Genomic DNA, 26704 nt, shown 5'->3' with positions numbered 1-26704 from the left:
GGGTTCGTCCGTGCGGCTGACCTGTCCGCCGAACGTGTGGTGTCTACGCCGACCGGTGGGCGTCCAGGAATGCTTCGAGTCCGGCGAGGTCGTCGGTGTTGAGGTGGTCCACGTCGGCGGCGATCAGCTCGGTCCACAAGGCGTCCCGCTCCGGGCCCGGCAGGTCCGGGGTGGCCCAGAACCGCACCCGCTGCCCGCGCGTGTGCGCCGCGTGGACGATGGCGTGCAGCTTCTGCCGCTCGGCGTCGGGGAAGGCGCCCGCCCCCAGCCAGGTGAAGTTCCGGGTCCAGTTGTCGCTGATCAACGGGATGAAGGAGGCGGGGGCCGCGCTGCCGAGGTCGGCGAGCCGGCCGTCGTAGAAGGCCCGGCGCACGGTCTGCGCCTCCATCGGGACGCGGGCGGCGCGGTCGCCGGAGATGACGGCGGTGACGGGGCCGGGGAAGACGCGTCCGTGGGCGTAGGTCGTGAACAGGTGCTTGTAGCGCTTCAGATGCCGGTCGAGTTCGAGGTAGGTCGAGGAGCCCTCGGTCTTGATGTCGATGAGGAGCTGGAGGGGCTTGCGGTAACCGCGGTACACGGAGCCGTGGTTGGCCCTGACACGCGCGGCGAGCGGGTCGAGGTAGAGGGACTCCAGGGTGCGGGAGGGGTCGAGGTCCTCCGGGTCGTGGGCGACGAGGAGTTGGTCGCCGACGAGGAAGATGTCGGACTCGACGCTGCCGAAGCGGTGGTCGAGGGCGTCGAGGAGGGGGCGCGGGTGCTCGTAGTCGTTGTGGGCGTGGGCGCGCCACAACGGGCGCGGGCGGGGCTTGTGTTCACCGGCCACCGCCTGCGTGGCGGGCAGCGCGACGGCGCCCGCGAGCGCGGCGCCGACCGTGGTGAGGGCTCTGCGACGAGTGATGAGGGCCATGTCCTGCCTCCCTGTGGGTCCGGTCCGAACCACAGGGAGTATGCGGCCGTCGGGGCCTCAAGGAACCTGTACATGCCAGGAGTTGGCCGGACTGCCTCCGCTTGTTCACTCCTTCCGTCGGGGCGCACGAAAAAGCCCGCCCCAGGTGGGGCGGGCTTTGCCGGGTGAACGTCAGGGGGCCTGGAGGTCGACCAGTTCGGCCAACGCCGCCCGGTGGCCGCCGGCCGTTCCGTAGACGATGGCGTCGGCCTTGGCCCGCTTCAGATACAGATGGACCGGGTGCTCCCAGGTCATACCGATACCGCCGTGCAGTTGCAGCGCCTCCTCGGCGGCGTGGACGGCGACGGGCGCCGCGTAGGCCTGGGCGACGGCGACCGCCACATCGGCGTCCTCGCCGGTGGCCAGGGCGTCGGCCGCGTTGCGCGCGGCGGCGCGCAGGCTGACCACCTCCAGCCACAGCTGGGCGAGCCGATGCTTGAGCGCCTGGAAGCCGCCGACGGGCCGGTTGAACTGCTTGCGCTCCTTCAGGTAGCGCACGGTTTCCGTCAACGTCCAGTCCGCGAGCCCGAGTTGCTCGGAAGCGAGCAGCCCGGCCCCGGCCCGCAGGGCTCGTCGTACGGCGGGTTCGGCGTCGCCGGTGCGACGCGCGGGCGCCCCGTCCAGGGTGACGGTCGCGAGCGGCCGGGTCAGGTCGAGGGACACCTGCGGGGTGACGGTGACGGCGTCCGCCTCGACGGCGTACAGCCCTCCGTCGTCCGCGGGCACCAGCAGCACGTCGGCGACGGCGGCGTCCGCGATGCCGGTCAACTCCCCGTGCAGGGCACCGTTTTCCACGCGTACGGCCTTGTAGGCGCCGCCCGGAGCGACGTTCAGGGCGACCGCGAGGACGCCGATGCGCCGACCGGAGGCCAGCTCGGCGAGGAGGTCGTCGGCGTCCCCGGCGAGCAGTACCTCGGTGGCGACCACGGCGCTGGTCAGGTACGGCACGGGTGCGACGGCGCGCCCCAACTCCTCAAGGACCACGGCGGCTTCGCGGTGGGTGGCGCCCTGGCCACCCCGGTCCTCGGGCACCAGCAGGCCCGCGAGCCCCATGCCGTCGGCGAGCGCCTTCCACAGGGCGAGGTCGTGCGGCTGGCCGGACTCGGTGCGTGCGATCACGCCGGGCGCGTCGCAGTGGTCGCCGAGCAGGTCGCGGACGGCCGCGCGGAGGGCCTCTTCCTCCTCCGAGTAGAGAAGATCGGTCATCGGGCCAGGTCCTTCCAGGCGACGTCCTTGTCGGTGCGCGGTTCGGTGGGCAGACCGAGGACGCGCTCGGCGACGATGTTCAGCAGGACCTCGCTGGTCCCGCCCTCGATGCTGTTGCCCTTGGAGCGCAGATAGCGGTAGCCGGCGTCGCGGCCGGTGAAGTCGACCAGCTCGGGGCGGCGCATGGTCCAGTCCTCGTACAACAGGCCTTCCTCACCGAGGAGTTCGACCTCAAGGCCGCTGATCTCCTGGTTGAGGCGGGCGAAGCCGAGCTTCATGCCGGCGCCCTCGGGGCCGGGCTGTCCGGCGACGAGCTGCTGGCGCAGGCGTTCGCCGGTGAGCCGGGCGACCTCGGCGTCGACCCACAGCTTGAGCAGCCGCTGGTGCAGGTCGTGCGTGCGCAGTTCCGGGCGCTCGCGCCAGGTCTTGGAGACCGGGCCGATCATGCCGCCCTCGCGGGGGATGCGCATGCCGCCGATGGCGACGCGTTCGTTGTTCAGCGTGGTCTGCGCGACCCGCCAGCCGTCGCCGACCTCGCCGAGGCGGCGGGCGTCGGGGATACGGACGTCGGTGAGGAACACCTCGTTGAACTCGGCCTCGCCGGTGATCTGGCGCAGCGGCCGCACCTCGACGCCGGGGTCGGTCATGTCGCAGACGAAGTACGTGATGCCCGCGTGCTTGGGCACGTCCGGGTCGGTGCGGGCGATGAGGATGGCCCAGCGGGCGAGATGGGCGCTGGAGGTCCACACCTTCTGCCCGTTGACCACCCAGTCGTCGCCCTCCCGGACGGCACGGGTGCCGAGCGCGGCGAGGTCGGACCCGGCGCCGGGCTCGCTGAACAGCTGGCACCACACCTCCTCGCCGGTCCACAGGGGCCTGAGGAAGCTCTGCTTCTGTTCCTCGGTGCCGTATTGGAGGAGGGTCGGCGCGGCCATGCCGAGGCCGATGCCGATGCGGCGCGGGTCGTTGTCGGGGGCGCCCGCGGCCTCCAACTCGGCGTCGACGACGGCCTGGAGGGTGCGCGGGGCGCCAAGGCCGCCCAGGCCTTCGGGGTAGTGGACCCAGGCCAGGCCCGCGTCGAAGCGGGCCCGCAGGAAGTCCAGCCGGTCGGTCGTGGCCGGCGGGTGCGCGGCCAGGAACTCCTGGGTGAGGCGGCGCAGTTCGGCGGCGTCGGTCATGCTGCTCCCTCCGTCATGACGGCGATCCGGCCGGTCGACAGACCGTCGGCCACCTTCTGCACGGCGGCCGCGGCCCCGCCCAGCGGAACGCGCTCGCTGACCAGCGGCTTGATCGCGCCTCGGGCGGCCAGCTCGGTGAGCCGCTCGTGGCAGTGCTGGACCAGCTTGGGGTTCTTGGTGTTGTACAGGCCCCAGTGCAGACCGAGGATCGAGTAGTTCTTCACCAGGGCGTGGTTGAGCCCCGGGCTGGGGATCGTGCCGCTGGCGAAGCCGACGACGACGATCCGGCCCTCGAAGGCGACTACCTTGGTGGACTGGGTGTAGGCCTCGCCGCCCACGGGGTCGTAGATCACGTCGGCGCCCCGGCCGCCGGTGGCCTCCTTCACCGCGGCGACGACGTCCTCGGTGCGCCGGTCGACGACCACGTCGCAGCCCAGTTCGCGGGCGACGGCCGCCTTCTCGGCGCCGCCGACGACCCCGATGACGGTGGCCCCGGCGGCCTTGCCGAGCTGCACGGCCGCGCTGCCGACCCCGCCGGCGGCGGCGTGCACGAGCAGCGTCTCGCCGGCCTCCAGGCGGGCCCGCCGGTGCAGTCCGAACCAGCCCGTCTGGTAGCCGATGTGCAGGGCGGCGGCCTCGGCGTCGTCCAGCGCCTCGGGGGCGGGCAGGAGAGCGGCGGCGTCCGCGATGGCGTACTCGGCGAAACCGCCGTACGGCAGCGCGGGGTTGGCGATGACGCGGCGGCCGTCCTCGGTCTCGCCGCAGATCTCCACGCCCGGGGTGAACGGCAGCGGCGGGCGCACCTGGTAGTGGCCCCGGCACATCAGCACGTCCGGGAAGTTGATGTTGGCGGCACGCACCTTCAGCAGGACCTGGCCGTCACCGGGCGTGGGCCGCTCGACGTCCCCGAGCCGCATCACCTCGCCCGGCTCGCCGTTCTCGTGCACTTGCCATGCCTGCATAACGGGCCTCCACGCGACTGCTCTGTCCGACCGGGGTCGATCCGCATACTAAGCGGTCGCTTGCCGATCAGGGAACAGTCGCGTGAGTCACGCCTGCCGAGGCTTCGCCCGTACGTGCATCCGCTCCCCCTGCGGCCCGAACAGGCTGAGGAACTCCACCGGCCCCTCCCCCGTCGACCCGAACCAGTGCGGCACCCGGGTGTCGAACTCGGCGGCCTCCCCGGCCGTGAGCACCACGTCGTGCTCGCCGAGCACCATCCGCAGCTTCCCGGAGAGCACATACAGCCACTCATAGCCCTCGTGCGTACGCGGATCGGGCTCCAGCCTGCGCTGCGGTTCGAGCACCTTGAACGCCTGAAGACCCCCGGGCTGACGGGTCAGCGGCCAGTGCGTACGGCCGTAGCGCACGATCGGCTTGCCGGCCCGCACCCGCGGATCACCGACCGCCGGGGCGCCGACCAGCTCGTCCAGCGGCACCTGATGGGCCTGCGCGATGGGCAGCAGCAGCTCCAGGCTGGGCTTGCGCAGCCCGGACTCCAGCCGGGAGAGCGTGCTCACCGAGATGCCGGTCGCCTCGGACAGCGTGGCGAGCGTCACCTCCCGCTCCTTGCGCATCTGCCGCAGCCTCGGACCGACACCTGCCAGAACCTCTTCGGTACTCATCCCCGTATTGCAGATTCGGCAAAGTTGTTTGTCAATCCCGCACCTGCGGAGCGACCGTGGCGACATGACCGAGACATACGAAGTGATCGTGATCGGCGGCGGCGCCGCGGGCCTGTCCGCGGCCCTCGTCCTGGGCCGCGCCCGGCGCAGCACACTGGTCGTCGACGGCGGCGAGCCGCGCAACGCACCCTCCGCCCACATGCAGGGCTACCTGTCCCGGGACGGCATGTCACCGGCCGAGTTCCTGGCGATCGGGCGCGAGGAGATCGCCCGGTACGGCGTCGAGCTGGTCCGGGACCGGGCGGTGGACGTGACGGAGGGCTTCGAGGTGACCCTCGCGAGCGGGCGGACCGTACGGGCCCGCCGCCTGGTGATCGCCACCGGCCTGAAGGACGAGCTGCCGCCGGTGCCCGGCGTCGCCGAGCGCTTCGGCCGGGACGTGCTGCACTGCCCGTACTGCCACGGCTGGGAGGTGCGCGACCAGGCCTTCGGGGTGCTCGCGACGAGCCCGATGAGCGTGCATCAGGCGCTGATGGTCTCCCAGTGGTCCAAGGACGTGACCCTCTTCCTGCACGAGGTCGACGACAGCCAGCTGTCCGACGACGATCTGCGCAGGCTGGCGGCGGCCGGGGTGAAGGTCGTCCCCGGCACGGTTGCCGCCCTGGTCACCGAGGACGACCGGCTCACCGGTGTGCGGCTCGCCGACGGCACCACGCACGACCGCCAGGTCCTGTTCGTCGCGCCCCGCGCCGTCCCGCAGACCGGCCTGCTCGAACAACTGGGCGCCGAGCTCAACGAGACCCCGTTCGGCGCCTACCCCGTCGTCGACGCGACGGGCCTGACGAGCGTGCCCGGCGTGTGGGCGGTCGGCAACGCGATGGGCTTCGCCGAGCAGGTCGTGAACGCGGCCGCCGGCGGCTACCGGGCCGGCGCCACGATCAACGGCGAGCTGCTGATGACGGACCTGGACGCGGCCGTGCGGGTGTAGACCGACCGCCCCGGGTGCACCATGGGCTGCATGCTGCTGGACCGGCTGGCCCGTGTGTCCCAGGAGGTCGCCGCTACCTCGGCCCGGTCCCGGAAGGTCGCCCTGCTGGCGGAGCTGTTCCGGGACGCCGAGGCCGCGGACGTGCCGATCGTCATCCCCTATCTGGCGGGACGGCTGCCGCAGGGCAGGCTCGGCATCGGCTGGAAGGTGCTGAGCCGCCCGGTGGCCCCGGCCGCCGAACCGACACTGACCGTGGCCGCGGTGGACGCCCGCTTCAGCGAGCTGGGCACGGTCTCGGGCGCCGGATCGCAGGCCGAACGCGCCAGGCTGGTCGGGGAGTTGATGGGCGCGGCCACCGCGGACGAGCAGCGGTTCCTGTTCGGGCTGATCACCGGCGAGGTCCGGCAGGGCGCCCTGGACGCGGTCGCCGTGGAGGGGCTGGCGCAGGCCGTCGAGGCACCCGCGGCGGACGTACGGCGGGCGGTGATGCTCGCCGGTTCGCTCCGGACGGTGGCCGAGGCCCTGCTCTCCGACGGCCCCGCCGCCCTGGACCGCTTCCGGCTCACCGTCGGCCGCCCGGTCCTGCCGATGCTGGCGCACAGCGCCTCCGCGGTGGCCGAGGCGGTCGACAAGCTCGGCGCCTGCGCGGTCGAGGAGAAGCTGGACGGCATCCGCGTCCAGCTCCACCGGGACGGCGACACGGTACGGCTCTACACCCGCACCCTCGACGACATCACCGACCGCCTGCCCGAACTCGCCTCCGCCGCCCTGGAGTTGAGCGGCGAGCGGTTCATCCTGGACGGCGAGGTCATCGCCTTCGACGAGGCCGGACGCCCCCGCTCCTTCCAGGAGATCGCCGGGCGCGTCGGCTCGCGCGTGGACGTGGCGACGGCCGCGCGGGCGGTCCCCGTCTCCCCCGTCTTCTTCGACGCGCTGTCCGTGGACGACCGCGATCTGCTCGACCTGCCGTTCGTCGAGCGGCACGCGGAGCTGGCCCGGCTCGTGCCGGAGCCGATGCGGGTCCGGCGCACCCTCGTGGCCGGCCCCGAGGACCTCCAGCAGGCGGAGGACTTCCTCGCCGAGACGCTGAAACGCGGCCACGAGGGCGTGGTCGTGAAGGCCCTGGACGCCGCCTACAGCGCGGGCCGGCGCGGCGCGTCCTGGCTCAAGGTCAAGCCCGTCCACACCCTCGACCTGGTCGTCCTCGCCGCCGAATGGGGTCACGGCCGCCGCACCGGCAAGCTCTCCAACCTGCACCTCGGCGCCCGCACCGCCGACGGCTCCTTCGCCATGCTCGGCAAGACCTTCAAGGGCATGACCGACACCCTCCTGACCTGGCAGACCGAACGCCTCCAGGAGCTGGCCGTCGACACCGACGGCCACGTCGTGACCGTACGCCCCGAACTCGTCGTCGAGATCGCCTACGACGGCCTCCAGCGCTCCACCCGCTACCCGGCCGGGGTCACCCTGCGCTTCGCCCGCGTGGTCCGCTACCGCGAGGACAAGCGGGCCGAGGACGCGGACACGGTGGAGACACTGCTCGCGGCCCATCCCGAGGTGACACCGTGAAGTACAGCGCGGGCCTGCTGCTGTTCCGCCGCACGGACGACGGCGTTCGGGTGCTGCTCGGCCACATGGGCGGACCGTTCTTCGCCCGGCGCGACGCGGGGGCGTGGACCGTGCCGAAGGGCGAGTACGAACCGGAGACCGAGTCGGCGTGGGACGCGGCCCGGCGCGAGTTCCGGGAGGAACTCGGACTGCCGCCGCCGGACGGCGAGGCCGTCCCCCTCGGCGAGGTCCGCCAGTCCGGCGGCAAGCTCGTCACCGTGTGGGCGATCGAGGCCGACCTCGACCCGGCATCCGTCACCCCCGGCACCTTCACCATGGAGTGGCCGCCGAGGTCGGGGCTGACCGAGACGTTCCCCGAACTGGACCGGGTGGCCTGGTTCGCCCCGGCCCGGGCCCGCGAGGTGATCGTCAAGGCGCAGAGCGCGTTTCTCGACCGGCTGGCGGAGCACCCGGGGTGATGCGAAGGTCGAGACAGAGTTAGCTCTCTGGGAGGTCACTCATGCCCATCGCGACGGTGAACCCGGCGACCGGCGAGACGCTCAAGACGTACGAGGCCATGGGCGCCGAGGAGATCGAGCGCCGCCTCCAGCTCGCCGAGGCCACGTTCCGCACGTACCGCACCACGACGTTCGCCGAGCGCGCCCGCCTGCTGAACCGGGCCGCCGACCTCCTGGAGGAGGACCAGCGGGACATCGCGCGCGTGCTGACCACCGAGATGGGCAAACCCATCCAGCAGGCCCGCGCCGAGGCCGCCAAGTGCGCCAAGGCGATGCGCTGGTACGCCGGGCACGCCGAGGAGCTGCTCGCCGACGAGGAGCCCGCCGACGCGGACGTGAAGGACTCCGGCGCCTCCCGCGTCCGGGTGCGCTACCGCCCGCTCGGCCCGGTGCTCGCGGTGATGCCGTGGAACTTCCCGCTGTGGCAGGTCGTGCGCTTCGCCGCGCCCGCGCTGATGGCGGGCAACGTCGGCCTGCTCAAGCACGCCTCCAACGTGCCGCAGACCGCGCTGTACCTGGAGGACCTCTTCCACCGGGCGGGCTTCGCCGAGGGCACCTTCCAGACGCTGCTGATCGGCTCCGGCGCGGTGGAGGAGATCCTGCGCGACGAGCGGGTGAAGGCCGCCACCCTCACCGGCAGCGAGCCCGCGGGCCGCGCGGTCGCCTCGGTCTGCGGGGACATGGTGAAGAAGACGGTGCTGGAACTGGGCGGCAGCGACCCCTACGTCGTCATGCCGTCCGCCGACCTCGACCGGGCCGCGCAGATCGCGGTCACCGCACGGGTGCAGAACAACGGGCAGTCGTGCATCGCCGCCAAGCGGTTCATCGTGCACACGGACGTCTACGAGGCCTTCGCCGAGCGGTTCGTCGCGGGCATGAAGGCGCTGAAGGTCGGCGACCCGATGGACGAGGAGACCGACGTCGGGCCGCTCTCCAGCGAACAGGGACGGGCGGACCTGGAGGAGCTGGTCGACGACGCCACGCGCAGCGGCGCGACCGTGCTGTGCGGCGGTCACCGGCTGCGGCGGCCGGAGCTGCCCGGCTGGTACTACCCGCCGACCGTCCTGGCCGACATCACCCGCCGGATGCGCATCCACCGCGAGGAGGCCTTCGGCCCGGTCGCCACGCTGTACCGCGTGGGCGATCTGGACGAGGCGGTGCTCCTCGCCAACGACACCCCGTTCGGACTGAGTTCGAACGTCTGGACCCGGGACGAGGCCGAGGTCGACCGGTTCACCCGCGACCTGGAGGCGGGCAGCGTGTACGTCAACGGGATGACCGCCTCCCATCCGGCGTTCCCCTTCGGCGGGGTCAAGCGCTCCGGGTTCGGGCGTGAGCTGTCCGGGCACGGAATCCGCGAGTTCTGCAACATCACGACCGTTTGGCAAGGTGCGTGACGCCGCCGCGGCTACGATCCCGTTTTGTGAACCGCGAAGTGACTCTGCCTCTGATCGTCGATGACCGCGGGACCTTGCAGGTGGCCGCGGCCGATGTGAGCAAGTTGTTGCGCACGGTGGGCGGCCGTTGGCTGCATCTGGTGGAGGCCGGGGAGGACGGCCTCGACGAGGACACGGTGGCCGCGCTGACGATCGAACTGGCAAAGCTCGCCGACCGGATCGACGTGGCGTGCATCGCGCACAGCAGCGGAGGGACGGGGGTCTAGGCGAACTCCAGCAACGTCCGCCAGAACATGCCCTCGTACTCCCGCAGCAAGCGGCTGTAACGCCGCGCGAGCGCGTCGTCCGGCCGTCCCGCCCGCGCCGCAGCGCCCGCTGCCCGGTCCAGTTCCGGTGACGGCTCGGCGAAGAAGTCGAAGAACGCGCAGGCCTCGTCCGTGAAGCCGTAGTGGTCCCGCAGGGCCCGGGCGACGGTCGCGCAGTAGCCGCCCCACTCGGCGAAGTTGGCGGTCAGCGCCACCAGCACGTCGCCGGGCGCGCCGTTCAGCGCCAGCCAGGCCACGTACGCGGGGTAGGCCTGGCAGCCCGCGAGGGGCTCGCCGGCTCCGTCGCCGCAGGCCTCGGCGAACGCCTCCAGGTGCCCGGCTGCCAGGGTCTCGCCCTCCGCCAGCAGGGCGAAGAACGCGGCCGTCTCCGGTTGGTCCGCCGCGCGTTGCGCCAGATGCAGGAACGAGCGCCGGTCCGCGGCGATGACCCAGCGCTGCTGCCGGGCCAGTGCGCCGAGTACGGCCCGGTCCGCCTTCCCCTGGGCGATCAGCGGCACAAGTGGGTTGGTCATCGCGGCGTCCTCCGTCGGTCCGGGTGCACGGATGCTCCTACGACCCTGGCACGGGTCCCCGATACGGAGTAGTCCGGCGCGAGATCGGCGCCCCCGCGGGTGATCGTGGACTGGACCACCCTCTGAGGCGAAAGCAGGCACGGTTCATGGCGACTTTGTGCAGACCCTCGGTGTCCGTTCCGGAGCATGTGATCACGATGGAGGAGACGCTGGAGCTGGCGGCCTCCCGCCACGCCGACCACCCCCAACTGCCGCTGGCGCTCCGGCTGATCGAGAACACGGGCGTACGCACCCGGCACATCGTGCAGCCCATCGAGGAGACCCTGAAGCACCCCGGCTTCGAGGACCGCAACAAGATCTACGCGGCCGAGGCCAAGGCCCGGGTCCCGTCCGTCGTCCAGCGCGCGCTCGACGACGCGGAGCTGCTCACCAGCGACATCGACGTGATCATCTACGTGTCGTGCACGGGCTTCATGATGCCCTCGCTGACGGCGTGGCTGATCAACGAGATGGACTTCGACGCCACCACCCGCCAGATACCCATAGCCCAGCTGGGCTGTGCGGCCGGCGGCGCGGCGATCAACCGGGCGCACGACTTCTGCACGGCCTACCCGGAGGCCAACGCGCTCATCGTGGCCTGCGAGTTCTGCTCGCTGTGCTACCAGCCCACCGACCTGGGCATCGGCTCGCTGCTCTCCAACGGCCTGTTCGGCGACGGCATCGCGGCCGCCGTGGTGCGCGGCCGCGGCGGCGAGGGCATCGCCCTGGAGCGCAACGGCTCGTACCTGATCCCCAAGACCGAAGAGTGGATCATGTACGACGTCCGGGCCACCGGCTTCCACTTCCTGCTGGACAAGCGGGTGCCGGCCACCATGGAGCCGCTCGCCCCGGCGCTCCAGGACCTCGCGTGCCTGCACGGCTGGGACGCGGCCGACCTGGACTTCTACATCGTCCACGCCGGAGGTCCCCGCATACTCGACGACCTCAGCAAGTTCCTCCAGGTCGACCCGCACGCCTTCCGGTTCAGCCGGGCCACGCTCACCGAGTACGGCAACATCGCCAGCGCCGTCGTCCTGGACGCGCTGCGCCGGCTGTTCGACGAGGGTGGCGCCCGGCACCGGGCGCGCGGGCTGCTCGCCGGGTTCGGGCCCGGCATCACCGCCGAGATGAGTCTCGGTCGCTGGCACCGCATGGACGAAGAGGCGGCATGACCGAAGAGACCCTCACCGAGATCCTCCCCCCGATCCGCTCCTGGCCCGCGCTCGATCTGAACGGCGTGGACTTCGATCCCGTCCTCACCGAGCTGATGCGCGAGGGCCCGATCACCCGCATCCAGCTGCCCAACGGCGAGGGCTGGGCGTGGCTGGTCACCCGCTACGACGATGTGCGCATGGTGACCAACGACCCCCGATTCAGCCGCGAGGCGGTCATGGACCGGCCGGTCACCCGGCTCGCCCCGCACTTCATCCCGGCCCGGGGCGCGGTCGGCTTCCTCGACCCGCCCGACCACACCCGGCTGCGCCGCTCGGTGGCCGCCGCGTTCACGGCCAAGGGCGTGGAGCGCATCCGGGAGAAGTCCCGCCGCATGCTCGACGAGCTGGTCGAAGAACTCCTCCAGGACGGCCCGCCCGCCGACCTCACCGCGACGGTCCTCACCCCCTTCCCCATCGCGGTGATCTGCGAGCTGATGGGCGTACCGGCCGCCGACCACCACGTCATGCACGCCTGGACCCAGCTGATCCTGTCCTCCGCGCACGGCGCCGACGTCAGCGAGAAGGCCAAGAACGAGATGGGCGCCTACTTCGCCGATCTCATCGGCCTGCGGGAGGGCGCCTCCGGCGAGGACGTCACCTCCCTGCTCGGCGCCGCCGTGGGCCGGGGCGAGGTCACGCTGGAGGAGGCCGTGGGTCTCGCGGTGCTCCTGCAGATCGGCGGCGAGGCGGTCACCAACAACAGCGGGCAGCTGTTCTACCTCCTGCTGACCCGCCCGGACCTGGCCGAACGTCTGCGCGCCGAGCCGGAGATCCGCCCCCAGGCCATCGACGAACTGCTGCGCTACATCCCGCACCGCAACGCGGTGGGCCTGTCCAGGATCGCGACGGAGGACGTGGGAATCAGAGGCGTGCGCATCCGCGAGGGAGACGCGATCTACGTCTCCTACCTGGCCGCCAATCGCGACCCGGACGTCTTCCCGTACCCGGAGACGATCGACTTCTCGCGCAGCCCGAACCCGCATGTGTCCTTCGGCTTCGGACCGCACTACTGTCCCGGCGGCATGCTGGCGCGTCTGGAGTCGCAGCTCCTGGTCGACGCGCTGCTGGACCGGATCCCGGGGCTGAGGCTGGCCGTGCCGCCGGAGAAGGTGCCGTTCAAGAAGGGCGCGCTGATCCGCGGGCCCGAGGCCCTGCCGGTGACGTGGTGAGCGGACGGTGACGGCGTCCGAAGGGCTGCTGGTGCCACCGGGTCAGGGCCGGGTCGTCCAGACCCCGGCCCAGCATGTGACCTTCAAGGTCACCGGCTCGCACTCCCGCATGGCGTCCACCTTCGAGGTGATCGTGCCGCCCGGCTTCGACGTGGGCGCCCATGTGCACACCCGCAGCGAGGAGCTGTTCTACGTGCTCGAAGGCGAGCTGGACGTGCTCGCCTTCGAGCCGAGGGTGCGGACCCCCGACAACTGGCAGCGCTGGGAGTCGAGTTCGGGCAACCGGGTGGTACGCGCGACACCGGGCACGGTGATCGTCGTACCGCCCGGCTGCCCGCACGCGTTCGCGAACCCGACGGGCGAACCGGCGAAGATGTTCTTCCAGGCGAGCCCGCCGCCGGATCACGAGCGCTACTTCGACGAGCTGCTGGAGATCCTGGGCAGCGGGGGCCCACCGGACCACGCGGCGATCGAGGAGCTGCGACGCCGGTACGACATCGAGCAGTTGACGCCGCTGAGGCATCGCTAGCGGATCGGCATCCCCGAGAGGGTACGGGCGATCACCAGCCGCTGGATCTCGCTGGTGCCTTCGAAGATGGTGTAGATCGCGGCGTCCCGGTGCATCCGCTCCACCGGGTACTCCCGCGTGTATCCGTTGCCGCCCAGGATCTGGATCGCCTGGGCGGTGACCTTCTTGGCCGTCTCACTGGCGAACAGCTTGGACATCGAGCCCTCGGCCGCGGTGAACGGCTTGCCGCTGATCGCCATCCAGGACGCCCGCCACACCAGCAGCCGCGCCGCGTCGATCGACGTCCGCATGTCGGCGAGCTGGAAGGCGACACCCTGGTTGTCGATGATCGGTCGGCCGAACTGCTCACGCGTCGTGGCGTAGTCGAGGGCGACCTCGTACGCGGCCCGGGCCGTACCGACGGCCATGGCGCCCACGGCCGGCCGCGAGGCCTCGAACGTGGCCATCGCCGCGTTCTTCACCCGCTCACCGGCGGAGGCCTTCGCCCGCTCACGGGCCCGGGCCAGACGCTCGTCCAGCTTCTCCTTGCCGCCGAGCAGGCAGGAGCCGGGGACGCGGACGTTCTCCAGGACGACCTCGGCGGTGTGCGAGGCGCGGATGCCGTGCTTCTTGAACTTCTGCCCCTGGGACAGCCCCGGCGTGTTCGGCGGGACGATGAAGGACGCGTGGCCCTTGGAGCCGAGCTCGGGGTCGACGACCGCGACGACGACATGGACGTTGGCGATGCCGCCGTTGGTCGCCCAGGTCTTCGTCCCGTTGAGGACCCACTCGTCCTTGGCCTCGTCGTACACGGCACGCGTGCGCATGGAGGCCACGTCGGAACCCGCGTCGGGCTCGGAGGAGCAGAACGCGGCGACCTTGACGTCGTTCGCGTCGCCGTACATCTGGGGGATCCAGGTGCCGATCTGCTCCTCGGTGCCGTTGGCGAGGACGCCGACGGCGGCGAGGCCGGTGCCGACGATGGACAGGGCGATGCCCGCGTCGCCCCAGAACAGCTCCTCCATGGCCATCGGAATGCCGAGGCCCGTCGGGTCGAAGTACTGCTGGGCGTAGAAGTCCAGGGAGTAGATGCCGACCTTGGCGGCCTCCTGGATGACCGGCCAGGGAGTCTCCTCACGCTCGTCCCATTCGGCGGCCGCGGGGCGGATGACATCGGCGGCGAAGCCGTGCAGCCAGTCCCGCACCTCCTTCTGTTCGTCGTTGAGCTCCATGGTGAACTCGGCCATGTCCCCTCCAGCGGCGGCGCACGTGCGTGTTACTTGCGGTAACCGCAGTCTGTTACCGGTGGGTAGGAAAAGTCAACTCCCGATGACGGCTCGGCAGCCCGTTCGATACGGGGACGCTGTTGAGTGTTAGTTTGCGCAGGCGTCACCGAAACAGCACGGGTGGGGAGAGCACATGGACACCACACAGCGGACCGAGCAGCAACGGTCCGCGGATCGCCGTCGGCGCGAGCTGCTGGAAGCCGCCGACAGGGTGGTGCTGCGCGACGGCCCGCAGGCCTCGATGAACGCCATCGCGGCGGAGGCCGGCATCACCAAGCCGATCCTCTACCGGCACTTCGGCGACAAGGGCGGGCTTTACGCGGCCTTGGCCAAGCGGCACACGGACGCCCTGTTGGACTCACTCCGGGCCGCGCTGGACGCTCCCGCGGAGAGACGCGAGCGGGTGGAGTCCACCCTGGACACCTACCTCGCCGCCATCGAGGCACGGCCTCAGGTCTACCGCTTCCTGATGCATCCGGCGGAGGGTACGCAGACGGGGGACCACGGCTTCGACGTCGGCAAGCACAGCGCGCCGCTGCTCCGCAGGATGGGCGAGGAGTTGGCCCAGGTCATCGAGGAGCGGCTGGACCTCGGGCCCGGGAGCCAGCAGCTGGCTCGGGTGTGGGGGCATGGGATCGTCGGGATGATGCATGCGGCCGGGGACTGGTGGCTCGGTGAACGCCCGTGCTCCCGCGCAGAGTTGGTCCGCAGCCTGGCCGACCTGCTGTGGGGCCGCCTGGCGGCAGCGGGCGACAAGATCGGTGGCCCCGGGTTCTGAAACCCGCCTGGGGAACGGCGCGACCAACCCCCCACTCACCCGCAGCCGCTCATCGCCCCCACGGCGCCCGCGCGGCCTGCCGCAGAACCCTTCGCTTTCGCCACCCCGTGAGGTGATCGACGTACACCCGGCCCTCAAGGTGGTCGCACTCGTGCTGCAGGCACCGCGCGAAGAACCCCGTCCCGTGCACCGTCACCGGCTCCCCCGTCATCGTGAACCCCTCGACCACGGCATGGTCGTACCGTTCCGTTCCCGCCTCCAGGCCCGGCAGGGACAGACAGCCCTCCGGACCGCGGATGACCACCCCGTCGGCCTCCACCAGCCGCGGGTTCACCACATGCCCGACATGCCGGAGGTCCTCGTCGTCGGGACAGTCGTAGACGAACACCCGCAGCGGCTCGCCGACTTGATTCGCCGCCAGGCCCACGCCCTGCGCCGCGTACATCGTCGCGAACAGATCCTCGACGAGCGTGACGAGTTCGGGGCCGAAGTCGCTGACGTTCTTGCAGGGTGCATGCAGGAGCGGGTCACCGAGCAGGGTGAGGGGCCGGACACGCCCGTGGGCGCCCGGAATGGAGCCGTGTCGCATGGCGGCAAGGTTACGGCCGATTCGGGAGTGCGAATGGATCTCGATAGGCTGACCACCTACCACGTTGCCGTCAGGCAGAGGCGCGGCGCGTACGCAAGGAGGATCGAGGACTGATGGCAGGCAACTCGGACCCGCTCACGCCGCGGGCCAAGATCGCCGTGACCGCGGGCAAGGCGGTCGCGGCGGCATCGCGCGCAGCGGGGCGCGGCAGCGGTTCGGTGATCGGCGGCCGGGTGGCGCTCAAGCTCGACCCCGACCTTCTCGCCCGGCTCGCCCAGAACCTGGACGTCGTCCTGGTGTCGGCCACCAACGGCAAGACCACGACCACCCGGCTGATCGCGGAGGCGCTGCGGGCCGCGGGCCCGGTCGTGTCGAACGCGCTCGGCGCCAACATGCCGGCCGGCATCACCTCCGCCCTTGCGGGCGGTTCCGAGGCCCGCTACGGCGTCATCGAGGTCGACGAGAAGTACCTCGCCGGGGTCGCCCGGGACACCGATCCCAAGTGCATCGCGCTGCTGAACCTCTCCCGCGACCAGCTGGACCGCGCGGCCGAGACCCGCATGCTCGCGGAGAACTGGCGCGAGGGACTCGCCGGGTCCAAGGCCGTGGTCGTCGCCAACGCCGACGACCCGCTGGTCGTGTGGGCCGCCTCGTCCTCCCCCAATGTGATCTGGGTCGCCGCCGGGCAGATGTGGAAGGACGACGCCTGGTCCTGCCCGTCCTGCGGCGGTGTGATGCAGCGTCCGGGCGACGACTGGTTCTGCGGCGAGTGCGGCTTCCGCCGGCCCACCCCGAGCTGGGCGCTCTCCGGCGACCACGTTCTCGACCCGCACGGCTCCGCCTGGCCCATCCACCTCCAGCTGCCGGGACGCGCCAACAAGGCCAACGCCGCCTCCTCGGCCGCCGTGGCCGCCGTGTTCGGGGTGCCGCCGCAGGTCGCCCTGGAGCGCATGTACCAGGTGCAGGCCGTCGCCGGCCGCTACGACGTCGTCCAGTTCCAGGGCCGCGACCTCCGGCTGCTGCTCGCGAAGAACCCGGCGGGCTGGCTCGAAACGTTCAGCCTGATCGATCCGCCGCCCACCCCGGTGATCCTCTCGGTGAACGCGCGCGGCGCCGACGGCACCGACACCTCCTGGCTGTGGGACGTCGACTACACGCGTCTGACCGGCCACCCGATCTGCGTCATCGGCGACCGGAAGCTGGACCTCGCGGTGCGTCTGGAGGTCGCGAACCAGCAGTTCCAGGTCTGCGAGAACCTCGACCAGGCGGTGCAGCTGTGCCCGCCCGGCCGGATCGAGGTCATCGCCAACTACACCGCCTTCCAGGACCTGCGCCGCCGCGTCGGCAACTGACACCTCAGAGGACTTTCGTGAGCGACAACCAACTGCGGGTCGTCTGGATCTACCCGGACCTGCTCAGCACATACGGCGACCAGGGCAACGTGCTCGTCGTGGAGCGCCGGGCGCGGCAGCGCGGCCTGGACGTGGCCCGGCTCGACGTACGCAGCGACCAGCCGATCCCCACCTCCGGGGACATCTATCTGATCGGCGGCGGCGAGGACCGCCCGCAGCGGCTCGCGGCCGAGCGGCTGCGCCGGGACGGCGGTCTGGAGCGGGCCGTCGGCAACGGCGCGATCGTCTTCTCGGTGTGCGCCGGCTACCAGATCCTCGGCCACGAGTTCATCAACGACCTCGGCCAGCGCGAGCCCGGCCTCGGGCTGCTGGACGTGGTCTCGGTGCGCGGCGAGGGCGAGCGGTGCGTCGGTGACGTGCTCGGCGACATCGACCCGCGGCTCGGGCTGCCCCCGCTGACCGGCTTCGAGAACCACCAGGGCGTCACCCACCTCGGCCCCACCGCCCGCCCGCTCGCCCAGGTCCGCCTCGGCAACGGCAACGGCACCGGCGACGGCACCGAGGGCGCGTACAACGACACGGTCTTCGGCACCTACATGCACGGACCCGTGCTCGCCCGGAACCCGCTGATCGCCGACCTGCTGCTGAAGCTGGCGCTAGACGTGAACGCGCTGCCGCCGACCGACGACCGCTGGTACGAGGCGCTGCGCAACGAGCGCATCTCGGCCGCCGAGCAGCCTGCGTAACGCGCCTTCCAGGGGTTCTGAAGCCGCCTTCCAGCGCGTCCTGCCACCCTGCCCTCCGGGCCCGCCTGACGGGGTGTCCGCTCACATGTGCGGGCACGTCCAGCAGGCGGACGCCCGGTACGGTGCCACCCCCTCACGCCGGTAGGGTGGCCGGGATCAGTCCGGACAACGTGGTCCGGTCCCCGGCCCACGTTGAGAAGGTATTTCGGGCTATGCGCATTGGTGTCCTCACGTCCGGCGGCGACTGCCCCGGCCTGAACGCCGTCATCCGGTCCGTCGTGCACCGTGCCGTCGTCGACCACGGCGACGAGGTCATCGGTTTCCGGGACGGCTGGAAGGGCCTCCTGGAGTGCGACTACCTCAAGCTCGACCTGGACGCGGTGGGCGGCATCCTCGCCCGCGGCGGCACCATCCTCGGCTCCTCCCGGGTCCAGCCCTCGCATCTGCGGGACGGCGTGGAGCGGGCCAAGGGCCATGTAGCCGAGCTCGGCCTCGACGCGATCATCCCGATCGGCGGCGAGGGCACGCTGAAGGCGGCCCGGCTGATGTCGGACGCCGGCCTGCCCGTGGTGGGCGTGCCGAAGACCATCGACAACGACATCGCGGTCACCGACGTCACGTTCGGCTTCGACACGGCCGTCGGTGTCGCCACCGAGGCGCTCGACCGCCTCAAGACCACCGCCGAGTCCCACCAGCGCGTGCTGGTCGTGGAGGTCATGGGCCGCCACACCGGCTGGATCGCGCTGCACTCCGGCATGGCGGCCGGCGCGCACGCCATCGTCGTACCGGAGCGGCCCTTCGACATCGAGGAGTTGGCCGCGCGCGTGGGCGCGCGGTTCGACCAGGGCAAGCGGTTCGCGATCGTCGTCGCGGCGGAGGGCGCCAAGCCGAAGGCCGGGTCCATGGCGTTCGACGAGGGCGGCAAGGACATCTACGGGCACGAGCGCTTCGCCGGGATCGCGCGCCAGCTGTCGATCGAGCTGGAGGAGCGGCTGGGGAAGGAAGCCCGGCCGGTGATCCTCGGGCATGTGCAGCGCGGCGGTACGCCCACCGCGTACGACCGGGTGCTCGCCACGCGGTTCGGATGGCATGCGGTGGAGGCCGTGCACCGCGGGGAGTTCGGGCACATGACCGCGCTGCGGGGGACGGACATCGTGATGGTGCCGCTCGCGGAGGCCGTCGAGACGCTGAAGACGGTGCCGGCGGAGCGGTACGAGGAAGCCGAGTGCGTCCTGTAGACCACTTCGTACAGAACTGAAGTGACTGCCCCCGGCCGCAGCTGCGGCCGGGGGCAGTTCTAGTCTGTGTGCGGACAGACTTGCACAACCCCCATGAAACAGGAGCCGGCGGAATGGATCACAGCGGGCACGGTATGACCATGGATCTGCCGCCCTTCACGTTGGGGCGGGGGCTTCAGTGGTCGCCGGACCCGTTCTTCCTCGTCGCCTGTGTGCTGGGGATCGCCCTGTATGCGTGGGGGGTCGTGCGGCTGCGGAGGCGCGGGGACGCCTGGTCCGCCGGGCGGACGGTCGCGTTCGTCGTCGGTGTGCTGACCATCGCACTGGTGATGTGCACCCAGCTCAACGACTACGGCATGGTCATGTTCAGCGTGCACATGGTGCAGCACATGGTGATCAGCATGCTGTCGCCCATCCTGATCCTGATGGGCGCCCCGATCACCCTGGCGCTGCGCGCGCTGCCCGTCGCCGGCCGGGGCCGCAAGGGGCCGCGCGAACTGCTGCTCATGTTGCTGCACAGCCACTACATGCGGATCATCACGCACCCCGTGTTCACGATCCCGCTGTTCATCGCGAGCCTGTACGCGCTGTACTTCACCCCGCTCTTCGACTTCCTGATGGGCTCCAGGACGGGGCACACCGCGATGATGGTGCACTTCCTCGCCGTCGGCGTGGTGTTCTTCTGGCCGATCATGGGCGTGGACCCGGGGCCGCACCGGCCGGGCTATCTGATGCGGATGCTGGAGCTGTTCGCGGGCATGCCGTTCCACGCGTTCTTCGGTATCGCGTTGATGATGGCCTCGGCGCCGATGGTGGAGACGTACAAGAACCCGCCCGCCTCGCTCGGCATCGACGCGCTGTCCGACCAGAACGCCGCCGGCGGTATCGCGTGGGCGTTCAGCGAGATCCCCTCCGTGCTGGTGCTGATCGCACTGCTGTTCCAGTGGTACGGCTCGGAGCAGCGGCAGGCCAAGCGCAAGGACCGGGCCGCCGACCGGGACGGGGACAAGGAACTTGAGGCGTACAACGCCTATTTGGCCTCACTGAACGCACGAGGAAACTGAACGACCCTGAACGGCTTTTCCGTTCGGTAGCCTGAAACGCGTCGGGGGAACCGCCGGGGGGAGCGGTGATGACACTTCGCGCGTTGATGCACAGGATCGCCGTTCTGGCGGTTTTCGTTCTGGTGTTGAGCGGCTGCGACAGAGAACACCTGCTCGTGGTGAAGGCGGTCGCCGTCGGGGTGCCCGCTCTCGCACCTTTCTTCGACGAGAACAGCGGGCTGGGCAAGGACGCCACCGTCCGGTCGCAGCCCGTCCAGGGCGGTCTCCAGCAGGGCGACACGCCCGGCCTGTACGGGGGCAGCAAGCAGCCGACCATCTGTGACGTCCCGAGACTCGAACAGTTCCTCACCGATCCCGGGAACCACAAAAAGGCCCGGGCATGGGCCGAGGCACTGAACATCGGCACCGCCGAGATACCGGAATATCTCGATCGGCTCACACCGGTTCTGCTGCGTCACGACACCCTCGTCAAGAATCACGACTACAAGAAGGAAAAGGCCGTCCCGTACCACTCCTTGCTCCAGGCGGGAATCGCGATTCTCGTCGATGAGCAAGGACTTCCGGCGGTGAAGTGCTCGTGCGGAAATCCGCTGCGGCCGTTCGAAGGCGACACGAGCCGGATTTCCGTCGAGTTCGAGAACGGGAACGAGAAATGGAAGGGATACGAGCGCGCCTCCGTCGTGGCGGTGCGGCCCGCGCCGCGGAAACTGGAGCGGCTCGCCCTCGTCGACGTCCAGGAGCCCTCGCGGGGCATCAACCGGCCCGTCGGCACCACCGGTGAGAACGACTCCGTCTTCAACACCCGCAAGCTGCGCCCCGTGCCCGACCTCGCGGGGACGACGTTCGGGCAGGCGAGCCGGCAGCTGGCAGACGCGGGCCTGGCGGCCGGCTACGCCGGGAAGGGCCTGCCGCCCGACGACGCCCGGGTCACGGCGTCCGATCCACCGGCGGGGGCGAAGCTGGCGTTCGGGGAGTACGTGACGCTGAGCGTGGCCGAGACCTCCTCGGGCGGGGCGGGCGACTCCACTCCCCCGACGCCGGGACCGGCGTCCTCGAAGCCGCCGTCGTCCGCACCACCCTCGTCCGCGCCTCCCTCCTCGTCGGGGTCCACGAGCGAAGCGCCGCCGTCCTCGAAGCCTCCGCCCTCCTCGCCCCCGCCGCCGTCGTCCGAGCCGCCCCCGTCCAGCAGGGAACCCGCGACCAGCTCGCCGCCGCCGTCGACCAGTGCGCCGCCGGAGACCACGAGCACGCCCCCGGAGACCACCAGCGCACCGGCTTCCACCAGCGCACCGGCTTCCACGAGCGCCCCCGCCTCCACCAGCGCACCGGCCTCCACCAGCGCACCGCCGCCCGAGACCACCGCCCCCGCAAGCGCCGAGCCCAGCACCTCGGCTGCGGTTCAGCGGCACGCTTAGCGAGAACCCGGGAGTCACCGGATGCCCTCAGGATCATCGACGTCGGGAGTGGGCCGGGTCATCGCCGGCCGCTATCTGCTGCTGCACCGGCTCGGCAGCGGCGGCATGGGCCATGTGTGGCTCGCCCACGACCAGAGACTCGCCTGCGAGGTCGCGCTCAAGGAGATCGTGTTCCGGGACCCCGCCGAGGCCGGGCACGAGCGTGAGGCCCGGGTCGCCCGCGCCCGCGCCGAGGCCCGCCACGCGGCCGGTCTGCGCAGCCATCCGCACGTGGTGACCGTGCACGACGTGCTGGAGCACGAGGGGCTGCCGTGGATCGTGATGGAGTACGTGGCGGGCGCCGTCGACCTGCGGGACCTGGTCGCGCAGCGCGGCCCGCTGGCACCCGCGGAGTGCGCCCGCGTCGGGCTCGCCGTGCTCGACGCACTGACCGCCGGGCACGACCGGGGCGTCCTGCACCGGGATGTGAAACCGGCGAACATCCTGCTCGCGCCGGACCGCACAGGAGCGCCGTACGGCCGGGTGCTGCTCACCGACTACGGCATCTCCGTGCAGCCCGACACCGGGGAGACGCGGTACACGCTGGCGTCCGGGCTGGTGGGGACGGCCGGGTATCTGGCGCCGGAGCGGGCCACGGGCGGGGCGCCGACCCCGGCGTCGGACCTGTTCTCGCTGGGCTGCACGCTCTATTTCGGCGTCGAGGGCCACGGGCCGTTCGAGCGCGAGTCACCGCTCGCGGAGCTCACCGCGGTGGTGGCGGAGGAGCCGCGGCCCGCGGTGCGCGCCGGTGCGCTGGGGCCCGTACTGGCGGCGCTGCTGGCGAAGGATCCGGCGCGGCGGCCGGCGGCGGCCCAGGCGGAGGGGGCGCTGTCGCGGATCGTCGTGCCGCACGCGGGCACGTACTCGCGGACGCAGACCGATCTCGGGTCCCAGCCGCAGTGGGCGGCGCCGGTCCCTGCCCCGCCCCCACCCGCGCCGCAGGGCTTCGGGCCGCCGGGCGACAGACGGCGTCCCCGCCGCCGGATCCTGCACTCCGTGCTGGCCGGTCTGCTCGGGCTGGCGCTGTCCGCTGGCGGCGTCTGGTACGCCATGGCCGACCGGTCCGAGGGCGGGAGCGGGCCGCCGTACGGGAAGGGCGTCGGGCTCGGCCGGGCGCTGAAGGACGGGGACTGCGTGCTGGCCGACTGGCCGGGCGCGGCCCGCTTCCAGGGCACGCCGCGGCTGACGGTGGATCCGGGTTGCGGAAAGGCGCCCGACGGGCAGGTCATGGCGTTCGTCCCGGCCGCGTCCGCGGACCGGGCGCGGGCCGAGGGGGCCGCACGGTGCGAGGAGCGGACGCAGGAGCTGCGCGGGAAGCTCGCGGACGTCCGCAGCTTCGCCGTCCTGCCGACCGAGGCGGGCTTCGGGGCGGCCGGGCGGCGCGTGGCCTGTCTGGTCCTGGGCGCGCACGGGCCGGTCTACGGGCCGCTCGGCAGGCACCGCGAGCCGGGCGCGGCCTTCGCGGACACGGCGACCATGCAGCGCCGGGACTGTCTGGACGTACGGTCGAACCGGGACGCCCGTCTTGTGCCCTGCGCGGGCCCGCACGACGAGCAGGTGCTCGGATTCACCCGACTGGGCGAGGACGTCACGCTCGCCGAGGCCCGCACCGAGTCGGACACGGCCTGCGCCCGTAAGGTGCCGCCGCGCGACTACGGCTTCGACCCGTCGGTCTACACGGCCGGCTCCTGGACGAGCGGTGGGCCCTGGAAGTCGGGCACACATTTTGTCGTGTGCACCGTCCGGAAGCAGAACGGGGGCACCATGGAGGGGGACGAACCATGAGGAGGGTGTTGCGATGCCCGGTTCTACGGACGGTTCTACGCGGACGATGGGGGTGCTCACCGTCGGCGGACTCGTCGTGGTGACGGCCTACACGGTGGCGCTCGGCAGCAACGGCTGGCTGTGGTTCGGCTGGGTCGTGCTCGGGCTGATCACCCTCGGCATGGTGGTCACACGCAGTACGTGACCTTCATGCGCCGGTCAGCCGGCCCGCCGAGTGCACCCCCGGCTGGTACTTGGGCAGCCGGGCGGTGACCTTCATCCCCGCTCCGACGGCGGTCTCGATGACGAGGCCGTAGTCGTCTCCGTAGACCTGACGGAGCCGGTCGTCGACATTGGACAGTCCGATGCCGCCGGACGGGCTTACCTCGCCGGCCAGGATGCGGCGCAGTACGGCGGGGTCCATTCCGGCGCCGTCGTCCTCGATGACCACGAGGGCCTCGGCGCCGGCGTCCTGTGCGGTGATGCTGATGCGGCACTTGTCGCTCCTGCCCTCCAGGCCGTGCTTGACGGCGTTCTCCACGAGCGGCTGGAGGCAGAGGAAGGGCAGGGCGACGGGGAGCACCTCCGGGGCGATCTGGAGGGTGACGGAGAGGCGGTCGCCGAAGCGTGCCCGTACGAGCGCCAAGTAGTGGTCGATGGCGTGGAGTTCGTCGGCCAGGGTGGTGAAATCGCCGTGCCGGCGGAACGAGTAGCGGGTGAAGTCGGCGAACTCCAGGAGCAGTTCGCGGGCGCGCTCGGGGTCGGTGCGCACGAACGAGGCGATCACCGCGAGCGAGTTGAAGATGAAGTGCGGGGAGATCTGGGCGCGCAGGGCCTTGATCTCGGCCTCGATGAGACGGGTGCGGGACTGGTCGAGGTCGGCGAGCTCCAGCTGGACGCTCACCCAGCGGGCGACCTCTCCGGCTGCGCGGACGAGGACGGCCGACTCGCGGGGCGCGCAGGCGACGAGCGCGCCGTGGACGCGGTCGTCGACGGTGAGCGGGGCGACGACCGCCCAGCGCACCGGGCAGTCGGGGGTCTCGCAGGTCAGCGGGAAGGCCTCGCCGCGGCCGGACTCCAGCGGCCCGGCGAGCCGTTCCATGATCTCGGCGCGGTGGTGGCCGCCGACGCCGTCCCAGGCCAGGACGTCCTTCTGATCGGTCAGGCACAGCGCGTCGGTGCCGAGCAGGGAGCGCAGCCTGCGCGCCGACTTACGGGCGGTCTCCTCGGTCAGCCCGGCCCGCAGCGGGGGTGCGGCCAGGGAGGCGGTGTGCAGGGTCTCGAAGGTGGCGTGCTCGACGGGCGTGCCGAGGCCGCCCTGGCTCTCGGGCCGCGCGGTGCGCCGCCCGAGCCAGAAGCCGGCGGCCAGCAGCGGCAGGATCGCCACGCACAGTCCGGCGATGAATCCGCTCATGCGGGGCGCTCCGCTGAAAGTGCCGTCACAGGTCGTCGGCCGACCGCGGCGCCGTTGTGGCCGGTCGCGCCCACGCGGCGGAGCCGCACATGACACAGCCCCGCGCCCCTTCGGGGCACTGCTGAACCACTCATGCCTTCACCTCCGCCAGTTCCTCCGGCAGGTGGAACCGTGCCAGGATCGCCGCCGTCCCGGCCGGGACCCTGCCCGGCGTCGCCAGCGACACGAGAATCATGGTGAAGAAGCCCAGCGGCACCGACCAGAGGGCGGGCCAGGCGAGCAGGGCGTGCAGGGCGCCGGTGCCGGGGAAGCCGGACATCGTCGCGGCGACGGCGAGCAGTGCGGAGCCGCCGCCCACCAGCATCCCGGCGGCCGCTCCCGGCGGGGTGAGCCTCCGCCACCAGATGCCGAGCACGAGGAGCGGGCAGAAGGAGGAGGCGGAGACGGCGAACGCGAGGCCCACCGCGTCGGCGACCGGCAACCCGCCGACCAGGGCACTCGCCGCGAGCGGCACCGCCATCGCGAGGACCGTGCCGAGTCTGAAGTGCCGTACCCCGCGCGAGGGGAGCACGTCCTGGGTGAGCACGCCGGCGACGGCCATGGTCAGGCCGGAGGCGGTGGACAGGAACGCCGCGAAGGCGCCGCCGGCGACCAGCGCGCCGAGCAGGTCGCCGCCCAGGCCGCCGATCATGCGCTCGGGCAGCAGCAGGACGGCGGCGTCCGCGTTGCCGGTGAGGGTGAGTTCGGGGGCGTACAGGCGGCCGAGGGCGCCGTAGACGGGGGGCAGCAGGTAGAAGGCGCCGATCAGGCCGAGGACGGCGACGGTGGTGCGGCGGGCGGCGACGCCGTGCGGGCTGGTGTAGAAGCGCACGACGACGTGCGGCAGGCCCATGGTGCCGAGGAAGGTGGCGAGGATCAGTCCGTACGTGGCGTACAGCGGGCGTTCGCCGCGGGTCTCGGCCTGGGACGGGGACAGACCGGTGTCGCCGCCCCGCTCGGCCTCGGGGACGGCGGTGCCCTCGGCGAAGGTCAGCCGGGTGCCGGCCTCGATCCGGTGGGTGCCGGCGGGGAGTTCAAGCTTGTCGTCGTCGTGGGCGCGGCCGTCGACGGTGCCGCTGACGGTGACGGCCAGGGGGCGCTCCAGGCGCAGGTCGATGCGGTCGTCGACGCGGACGGCGCGCTGTTCGCGGAAGGCGGCCGGTTCGTCGAAGGCGTGGTCGGGGGCGCCGTCCTGCTGCCAGGCGAGGGCCAGGAAGAGGACGGGGACCAGCAGGGCGGTGAGCTTGAGCCAGTACTGGAAGGCCTGGACGAAGGTGATGCTGCGCATGCCGCCCGCGGCGACGATGGCGACCACCACAACCGCGACGATGACCCCGCCGAGCCAGTCGGGCGCCCCGGTGAGCACCGTCAACGTCAGTCCGGCGCCCTGGAGTTGGGGCAGCAGATAGAGCCAGCCGACGCCGACGACGAACGCCCCGGCCAGGCGCCGCACGGCCGGGGAGGCGAGGCGGGCCTCGGCGAAGTCGGGGAGCGTGTAGGCGCCGGAGCGACGCAGCGGGGCGGCGACGAAGAGCAGCAGGACCAGATAGCCGGCCGTGTAGCCGACCGGGTACCAGAGCATGTCGGGGCCCTGGACCAGGACGAGTCCGGCGATGCCGAGGAAGGAGGCGGCGGAGAGGTACTCGCCGCTGATGGCGGCCGCGTTGAGGCGGGGGCCGACGGTGCGGGAGGCGACGTAGAAGTCGGAGGTGGTGCGGGAGATGCGCAGGCCGAAGGCGCCGACGAGGACGGTCGCGGCGACGACCAGGGCGACGGCGGGGACGGCGAAGTTCTCGTTCACGGTCG

Annotated in this window: 26 protein-coding genes; 16 read left to right on the top strand and 10 right to left on the bottom strand. The window is 71.7% G+C overall.

Going from position 1 to position 26704, the window contains the following annotated elements; genetic code table 11:
* Positions 1-43: 43 nt before the first annotated feature.
* The 5 genes from AB0Q90_RS10640 to AB0Q90_RS10620 all read right to left on the bottom strand — a co-directional run bounded on the left by AB0Q90_RS10640 (position 44) and on the right by AB0Q90_RS10620 (position 4955).
* Complete coding sequence (locus tag AB0Q90_RS10640; protein ID WP_363162280.1) at positions 44-907, bottom strand: phosphatidylinositol-specific phospholipase C/glycerophosphodiester phosphodiesterase family protein; 864 nt, start codon at positions 905-907, stop codon at positions 44-46.
* 171 nt (positions 908-1078) lie between these two features.
* The gene (locus tag AB0Q90_RS10635; RefSeq protein WP_363162279.1) at positions 1079-2152 is read right to left on the bottom strand and encodes an acyl-CoA dehydrogenase family protein; all 1074 of its coding nucleotides are present in this window, start codon (positions 2150-2152) and stop codon (positions 1079-1081) included.
* Positions 2149-3330 carry an acyl-CoA dehydrogenase family protein gene (locus AB0Q90_RS10630; RefSeq protein ID WP_363162278.1) on the bottom strand — a complete coding sequence of 394 codons (1182 nt, stop codon included), beginning with the start codon at positions 3328-3330 and terminating at the stop codon, positions 2149-2151. The genes AB0Q90_RS10635 and AB0Q90_RS10630 overlap by 4 nt, the downstream gene beginning before the upstream one ends.
* Positions 3327-4292 (bottom strand): NADPH:quinone oxidoreductase family protein, encoded by a 966-nt coding sequence (locus AB0Q90_RS10625; RefSeq protein WP_363162277.1) that lies wholly within the window; start codon positions 4290-4292, stop codon positions 3327-3329. Before AB0Q90_RS10625 ends, AB0Q90_RS10630 begins: the two co-directional genes overlap by 4 nt.
* A gap of 87 nt (positions 4293-4379) precedes the next feature.
* Entirely contained in the window at positions 4380-4955 is a 576-nt protein-coding gene (locus tag AB0Q90_RS10620; protein WP_363162276.1) for an XRE family transcriptional regulator, read from the bottom strand.
* A 64-nt stretch (positions 4956-5019) separates the two neighbouring features.
* Between AB0Q90_RS10620 and AB0Q90_RS10615 the strand changes: the two genes are divergently transcribed.
* The 5 genes from AB0Q90_RS10615 to AB0Q90_RS10595 are packed head-to-tail and all read left to right on the top strand — an operon-like array spanning position 5020 to position 9672.
* On the top strand, positions 5020-5943 hold the full coding sequence (locus tag AB0Q90_RS10615) for an NAD(P)/FAD-dependent oxidoreductase (protein ID WP_363162275.1): 924 nt from the start codon (positions 5020-5022) through the stop codon (positions 5941-5943).
* Between the two features lie 30 nt (positions 5944-5973).
* Positions 5974-7512: an ATP-dependent DNA ligase gene (locus AB0Q90_RS10610; protein ID WP_363162274.1), complete on the top strand. Its 1539-nt coding sequence runs from the start codon at positions 5974-5976 to the stop codon at positions 7510-7512.
* Positions 7509-7970 carry an NUDIX domain-containing protein gene (locus AB0Q90_RS10605; protein WP_363162273.1) on the top strand — a complete coding sequence of 154 codons (462 nt, stop codon included), beginning with the start codon at positions 7509-7511 and terminating at the stop codon, positions 7968-7970. The genes AB0Q90_RS10610 and AB0Q90_RS10605 overlap by 4 nt, the downstream gene beginning before the upstream one ends.
* Before the next feature lie 41 nt (positions 7971-8011).
* Positions 8012-9406 (top strand): NADP-dependent succinic semialdehyde dehydrogenase, encoded by a 1395-nt coding sequence (locus AB0Q90_RS10600; RefSeq protein WP_363162272.1) that lies wholly within the window; start codon positions 8012-8014, stop codon positions 9404-9406.
* 26 nt (positions 9407-9432) lie between these two features.
* Positions 9433-9672 carry a DUF6213 family protein gene (locus tag AB0Q90_RS10595; RefSeq protein ID WP_363162271.1) on the top strand — a complete coding sequence of 80 codons (240 nt, stop codon included), beginning with the start codon at positions 9433-9435 and terminating at the stop codon, positions 9670-9672.
* Here AB0Q90_RS10595 and AB0Q90_RS10590 read toward each other — a convergent pair.
* A complete protein-coding gene (locus AB0Q90_RS10590) occupies positions 9669-10244 on the bottom strand; it encodes a transcriptional regulator (protein WP_363162270.1) in 576 nt (191 codons plus the stop codon). The genes AB0Q90_RS10595 and AB0Q90_RS10590 overlap by 4 nt on opposite strands.
* Before the next feature lie 122 nt (positions 10245-10366).
* On the opposite strand from AB0Q90_RS10590, the gene AB0Q90_RS10585 reads away from it, so the two are divergent.
* Genes AB0Q90_RS10585 through AB0Q90_RS10575 form a run of 3 tightly spaced genes read left to right on the top strand, consistent with a single transcriptional unit; the run spans position 10367 to position 13195 of the window.
* Entirely contained in the window at positions 10367-11455 is a 1089-nt protein-coding gene (locus tag AB0Q90_RS10585; protein WP_363162304.1) for a type III polyketide synthase, read from the top strand.
* Entirely contained in the window at positions 11452-12666 is a 1215-nt protein-coding gene (locus tag AB0Q90_RS10580) for a cytochrome P450 (protein ID WP_363162269.1), read from the top strand. The genes AB0Q90_RS10585 and AB0Q90_RS10580 overlap by 4 nt, the downstream gene beginning before the upstream one ends.
* Positions 12667-12673: 7 nt before the next feature.
* The gene (locus AB0Q90_RS10575; RefSeq protein ID WP_363162268.1) at positions 12674-13195 is read left to right on the top strand and encodes a cupin domain-containing protein; all 522 of its coding nucleotides are present in this window, start codon (positions 12674-12676) and stop codon (positions 13193-13195) included.
* Here the strand turns inward: AB0Q90_RS10575 and AB0Q90_RS10570 are convergent.
* A complete protein-coding gene (locus AB0Q90_RS10570; RefSeq protein ID WP_363162267.1) occupies positions 13192-14421 on the bottom strand; it encodes an acyl-CoA dehydrogenase family protein in 1230 nt (409 codons plus the stop codon). The two genes, AB0Q90_RS10575 and AB0Q90_RS10570, sit on opposite strands and share 4 nt — an antisense overlap.
* A 172-nt stretch (positions 14422-14593) precedes the next feature.
* On the opposite strand from AB0Q90_RS10570, the gene AB0Q90_RS10565 reads away from it, so the two are divergent.
* A complete protein-coding gene (locus AB0Q90_RS10565; RefSeq protein ID WP_363162266.1) occupies positions 14594-15238 on the top strand; it encodes a TetR family transcriptional regulator in 645 nt (214 codons plus the stop codon).
* Between the two features lie 49 nt (positions 15239-15287).
* Here the strand turns inward: AB0Q90_RS10565 and def are convergent, their stop codons facing one another.
* Positions 15288-15827, bottom strand: coding sequence for a peptide deformylase (gene def, locus AB0Q90_RS10560; RefSeq protein ID WP_363162265.1), 540 nt, complete (start codon positions 15825-15827; stop codon positions 15288-15290).
* A gap of 113 nt (positions 15828-15940) precedes the next feature.
* On the opposite strand from def, the gene AB0Q90_RS10555 reads away from it, so the two are divergent.
* The 7 genes from AB0Q90_RS10555 (at position 15941) to AB0Q90_RS10525 (ending at position 23650) form a co-directional block, all read left to right on the top strand.
* On the top strand, positions 15941-17179 hold the full coding sequence (locus AB0Q90_RS10555) for a MurT ligase domain-containing protein (protein ID WP_363162264.1): 1239 nt from the start codon (positions 15941-15943) through the stop codon (positions 17177-17179).
* Between the two features lie 17 nt (positions 17180-17196).
* On the top strand, positions 17197-17925 hold the full coding sequence (locus AB0Q90_RS10550) for a glutamine amidotransferase (protein WP_363162263.1): 729 nt from the start codon (positions 17197-17199) through the stop codon (positions 17923-17925).
* 212 nt (positions 17926-18137) lie between these two features.
* Positions 18138-19163 carry a 6-phosphofructokinase gene (locus tag AB0Q90_RS10545; protein WP_363162262.1) on the top strand — a complete coding sequence of 342 codons (1026 nt, stop codon included), beginning with the start codon at positions 18138-18140 and terminating at the stop codon, positions 19161-19163.
* Between the two features lie 113 nt (positions 19164-19276).
* Complete coding sequence (locus AB0Q90_RS10540) at positions 19277-20227, top strand: cytochrome c oxidase assembly protein (protein WP_363162261.1); 951 nt, start codon at positions 19277-19279, stop codon at positions 20225-20227.
* Positions 20228-20295: 68 nt separating this feature from the next.
* Positions 20296-21642 (top strand): DUF6777 domain-containing protein, encoded by a 1347-nt coding sequence (locus AB0Q90_RS10535; protein WP_363162260.1) that lies wholly within the window; start codon positions 20296-20298, stop codon positions 21640-21642.
* 21 nt (positions 21643-21663) lie between these two features.
* Entirely contained in the window at positions 21664-23466 is a 1803-nt protein-coding gene (locus tag AB0Q90_RS10530; protein ID WP_363162259.1) for a protein kinase, read from the top strand.
* Between the two features lie 13 nt (positions 23467-23479).
* On the top strand, positions 23480-23650 hold the full coding sequence (locus tag AB0Q90_RS10525; protein WP_015662072.1) for a hypothetical protein: 171 nt from the start codon (positions 23480-23482) through the stop codon (positions 23648-23650).
* Positions 23651-23653: 3 nt separating this feature from the next.
* Here AB0Q90_RS10525 and AB0Q90_RS10520 read toward each other — a convergent pair whose 3' ends face one another.
* Both AB0Q90_RS10520 and AB0Q90_RS10515 read right to left on the bottom strand, forming a co-directional pair.
* Entirely contained in the window at positions 23654-24859 is a 1206-nt protein-coding gene (locus AB0Q90_RS10520; RefSeq protein ID WP_363162258.1) for a histidine kinase, read from the bottom strand.
* Positions 24860-24989: 130 nt separating this feature from the next.
* Positions 24990-26699 (bottom strand): cation acetate symporter, encoded by a 1710-nt coding sequence (locus AB0Q90_RS10515; RefSeq protein ID WP_363162257.1) that lies wholly within the window; start codon positions 26697-26699, stop codon positions 24990-24992.
* Between the last annotated feature and the right edge of the window lie 5 nt (positions 26700-26704).

It is taken from the genome of Streptomyces sp. NPDC079141 (genome assembly GCF_040686775.1).
Lineage (GTDB): Bacteria > Actinomycetota > Actinomycetes > Streptomycetales > Streptomycetaceae > Streptomyces.
The sequence above is the reverse complement of the archived record's forward strand: the minus strand, read 5'-3'. Positions and strand labels throughout refer to the sequence as shown.

What these genes read in the sequence shown, in the direction of transcription:
- AB0Q90_RS10640 (WP_363162280.1), bottom strand. Translation starts at nt 907, where the DNA reads ATGGCCCTCATCACTCGTCGCAGAGCCCTCACCACGGTCGGCGCCGCG.
- AB0Q90_RS10635 (WP_363162279.1), bottom strand. Translation starts at nt 2,152, where the DNA reads ATGACCGATCTTCTCTACTCGGAGGAGGAAGAGGCCCTCCGCGCGGCC.
- AB0Q90_RS10630 (WP_363162278.1), bottom strand. Translation starts at nt 3,330, where the DNA reads ATGACCGACGCCGCCGAACTGCGCCGCCTCACCCAGGAGTTCCTGGCC.
- AB0Q90_RS10625 (WP_363162277.1), bottom strand. Translation starts at nt 4,292, where the DNA reads ATGCAGGCATGGCAAGTGCACGAGAACGGCGAGCCGGGCGAGGTGATG.
- AB0Q90_RS10620 (WP_363162276.1), bottom strand. Translation starts at nt 4,955, where the DNA reads ATGAGTACCGAAGAGGTTCTGGCAGGTGTCGGTCCGAGGCTGCGGCAG.
- AB0Q90_RS10615 (WP_363162275.1), top strand. Translation starts at nt 5,020, where the DNA reads ATGACCGAGACATACGAAGTGATCGTGATCGGCGGCGGCGCCGCGGGC.
- AB0Q90_RS10610 (WP_363162274.1), top strand. Translation starts at nt 5,974, where the DNA reads ATGCTGCTGGACCGGCTGGCCCGTGTGTCCCAGGAGGTCGCCGCTACC.
- AB0Q90_RS10600 (WP_363162272.1), top strand. Translation starts at nt 8,012, where the DNA reads ATGCCCATCGCGACGGTGAACCCGGCGACCGGCGAGACGCTCAAGACG.
- AB0Q90_RS10590 (WP_363162270.1), bottom strand. Translation starts at nt 10,244, where the DNA reads ATGACCAACCCACTTGTGCCGCTGATCGCCCAGGGGAAGGCGGACCGG.
- AB0Q90_RS10580 (WP_363162269.1), top strand. Translation starts at nt 11,452, where the DNA reads ATGACCGAAGAGACCCTCACCGAGATCCTCCCCCCGATCCGCTCCTGG.
- AB0Q90_RS10570 (WP_363162267.1), bottom strand. Translation starts at nt 14,421, where the DNA reads ATGGCCGAGTTCACCATGGAGCTCAACGACGAACAGAAGGAGGTGCGG.
- AB0Q90_RS10565 (WP_363162266.1), top strand. Translation starts at nt 14,594, where the DNA reads ATGGACACCACACAGCGGACCGAGCAGCAACGGTCCGCGGATCGCCGT.
- def (WP_363162265.1), bottom strand. Translation starts at nt 15,827, where the DNA reads ATGCGACACGGCTCCATTCCGGGCGCCCACGGGCGTGTCCGGCCCCTC.
- AB0Q90_RS10555 (WP_363162264.1), top strand. Translation starts at nt 15,941, where the DNA reads ATGGCAGGCAACTCGGACCCGCTCACGCCGCGGGCCAAGATCGCCGTG.
- AB0Q90_RS10545 (WP_363162262.1), top strand. Translation starts at nt 18,138, where the DNA reads ATGCGCATTGGTGTCCTCACGTCCGGCGGCGACTGCCCCGGCCTGAAC.
- AB0Q90_RS10540 (WP_363162261.1), top strand. Translation starts at nt 19,277, where the DNA reads ATGGATCACAGCGGGCACGGTATGACCATGGATCTGCCGCCCTTCACG.
- AB0Q90_RS10535 (WP_363162260.1), top strand. Translation starts at nt 20,296, where the DNA reads ATGACACTTCGCGCGTTGATGCACAGGATCGCCGTTCTGGCGGTTTTC.
- AB0Q90_RS10530 (WP_363162259.1), top strand. Translation starts at nt 21,664, where the DNA reads ATGCCCTCAGGATCATCGACGTCGGGAGTGGGCCGGGTCATCGCCGGC.
- AB0Q90_RS10525 (WP_015662072.1), top strand. Translation starts at nt 23,480, where the DNA reads ATGCCCGGTTCTACGGACGGTTCTACGCGGACGATGGGGGTGCTCACC.
- AB0Q90_RS10520 (WP_363162258.1), bottom strand. Translation starts at nt 24,859, where the DNA reads ATGAGCGGATTCATCGCCGGACTGTGCGTGGCGATCCTGCCGCTGCTG.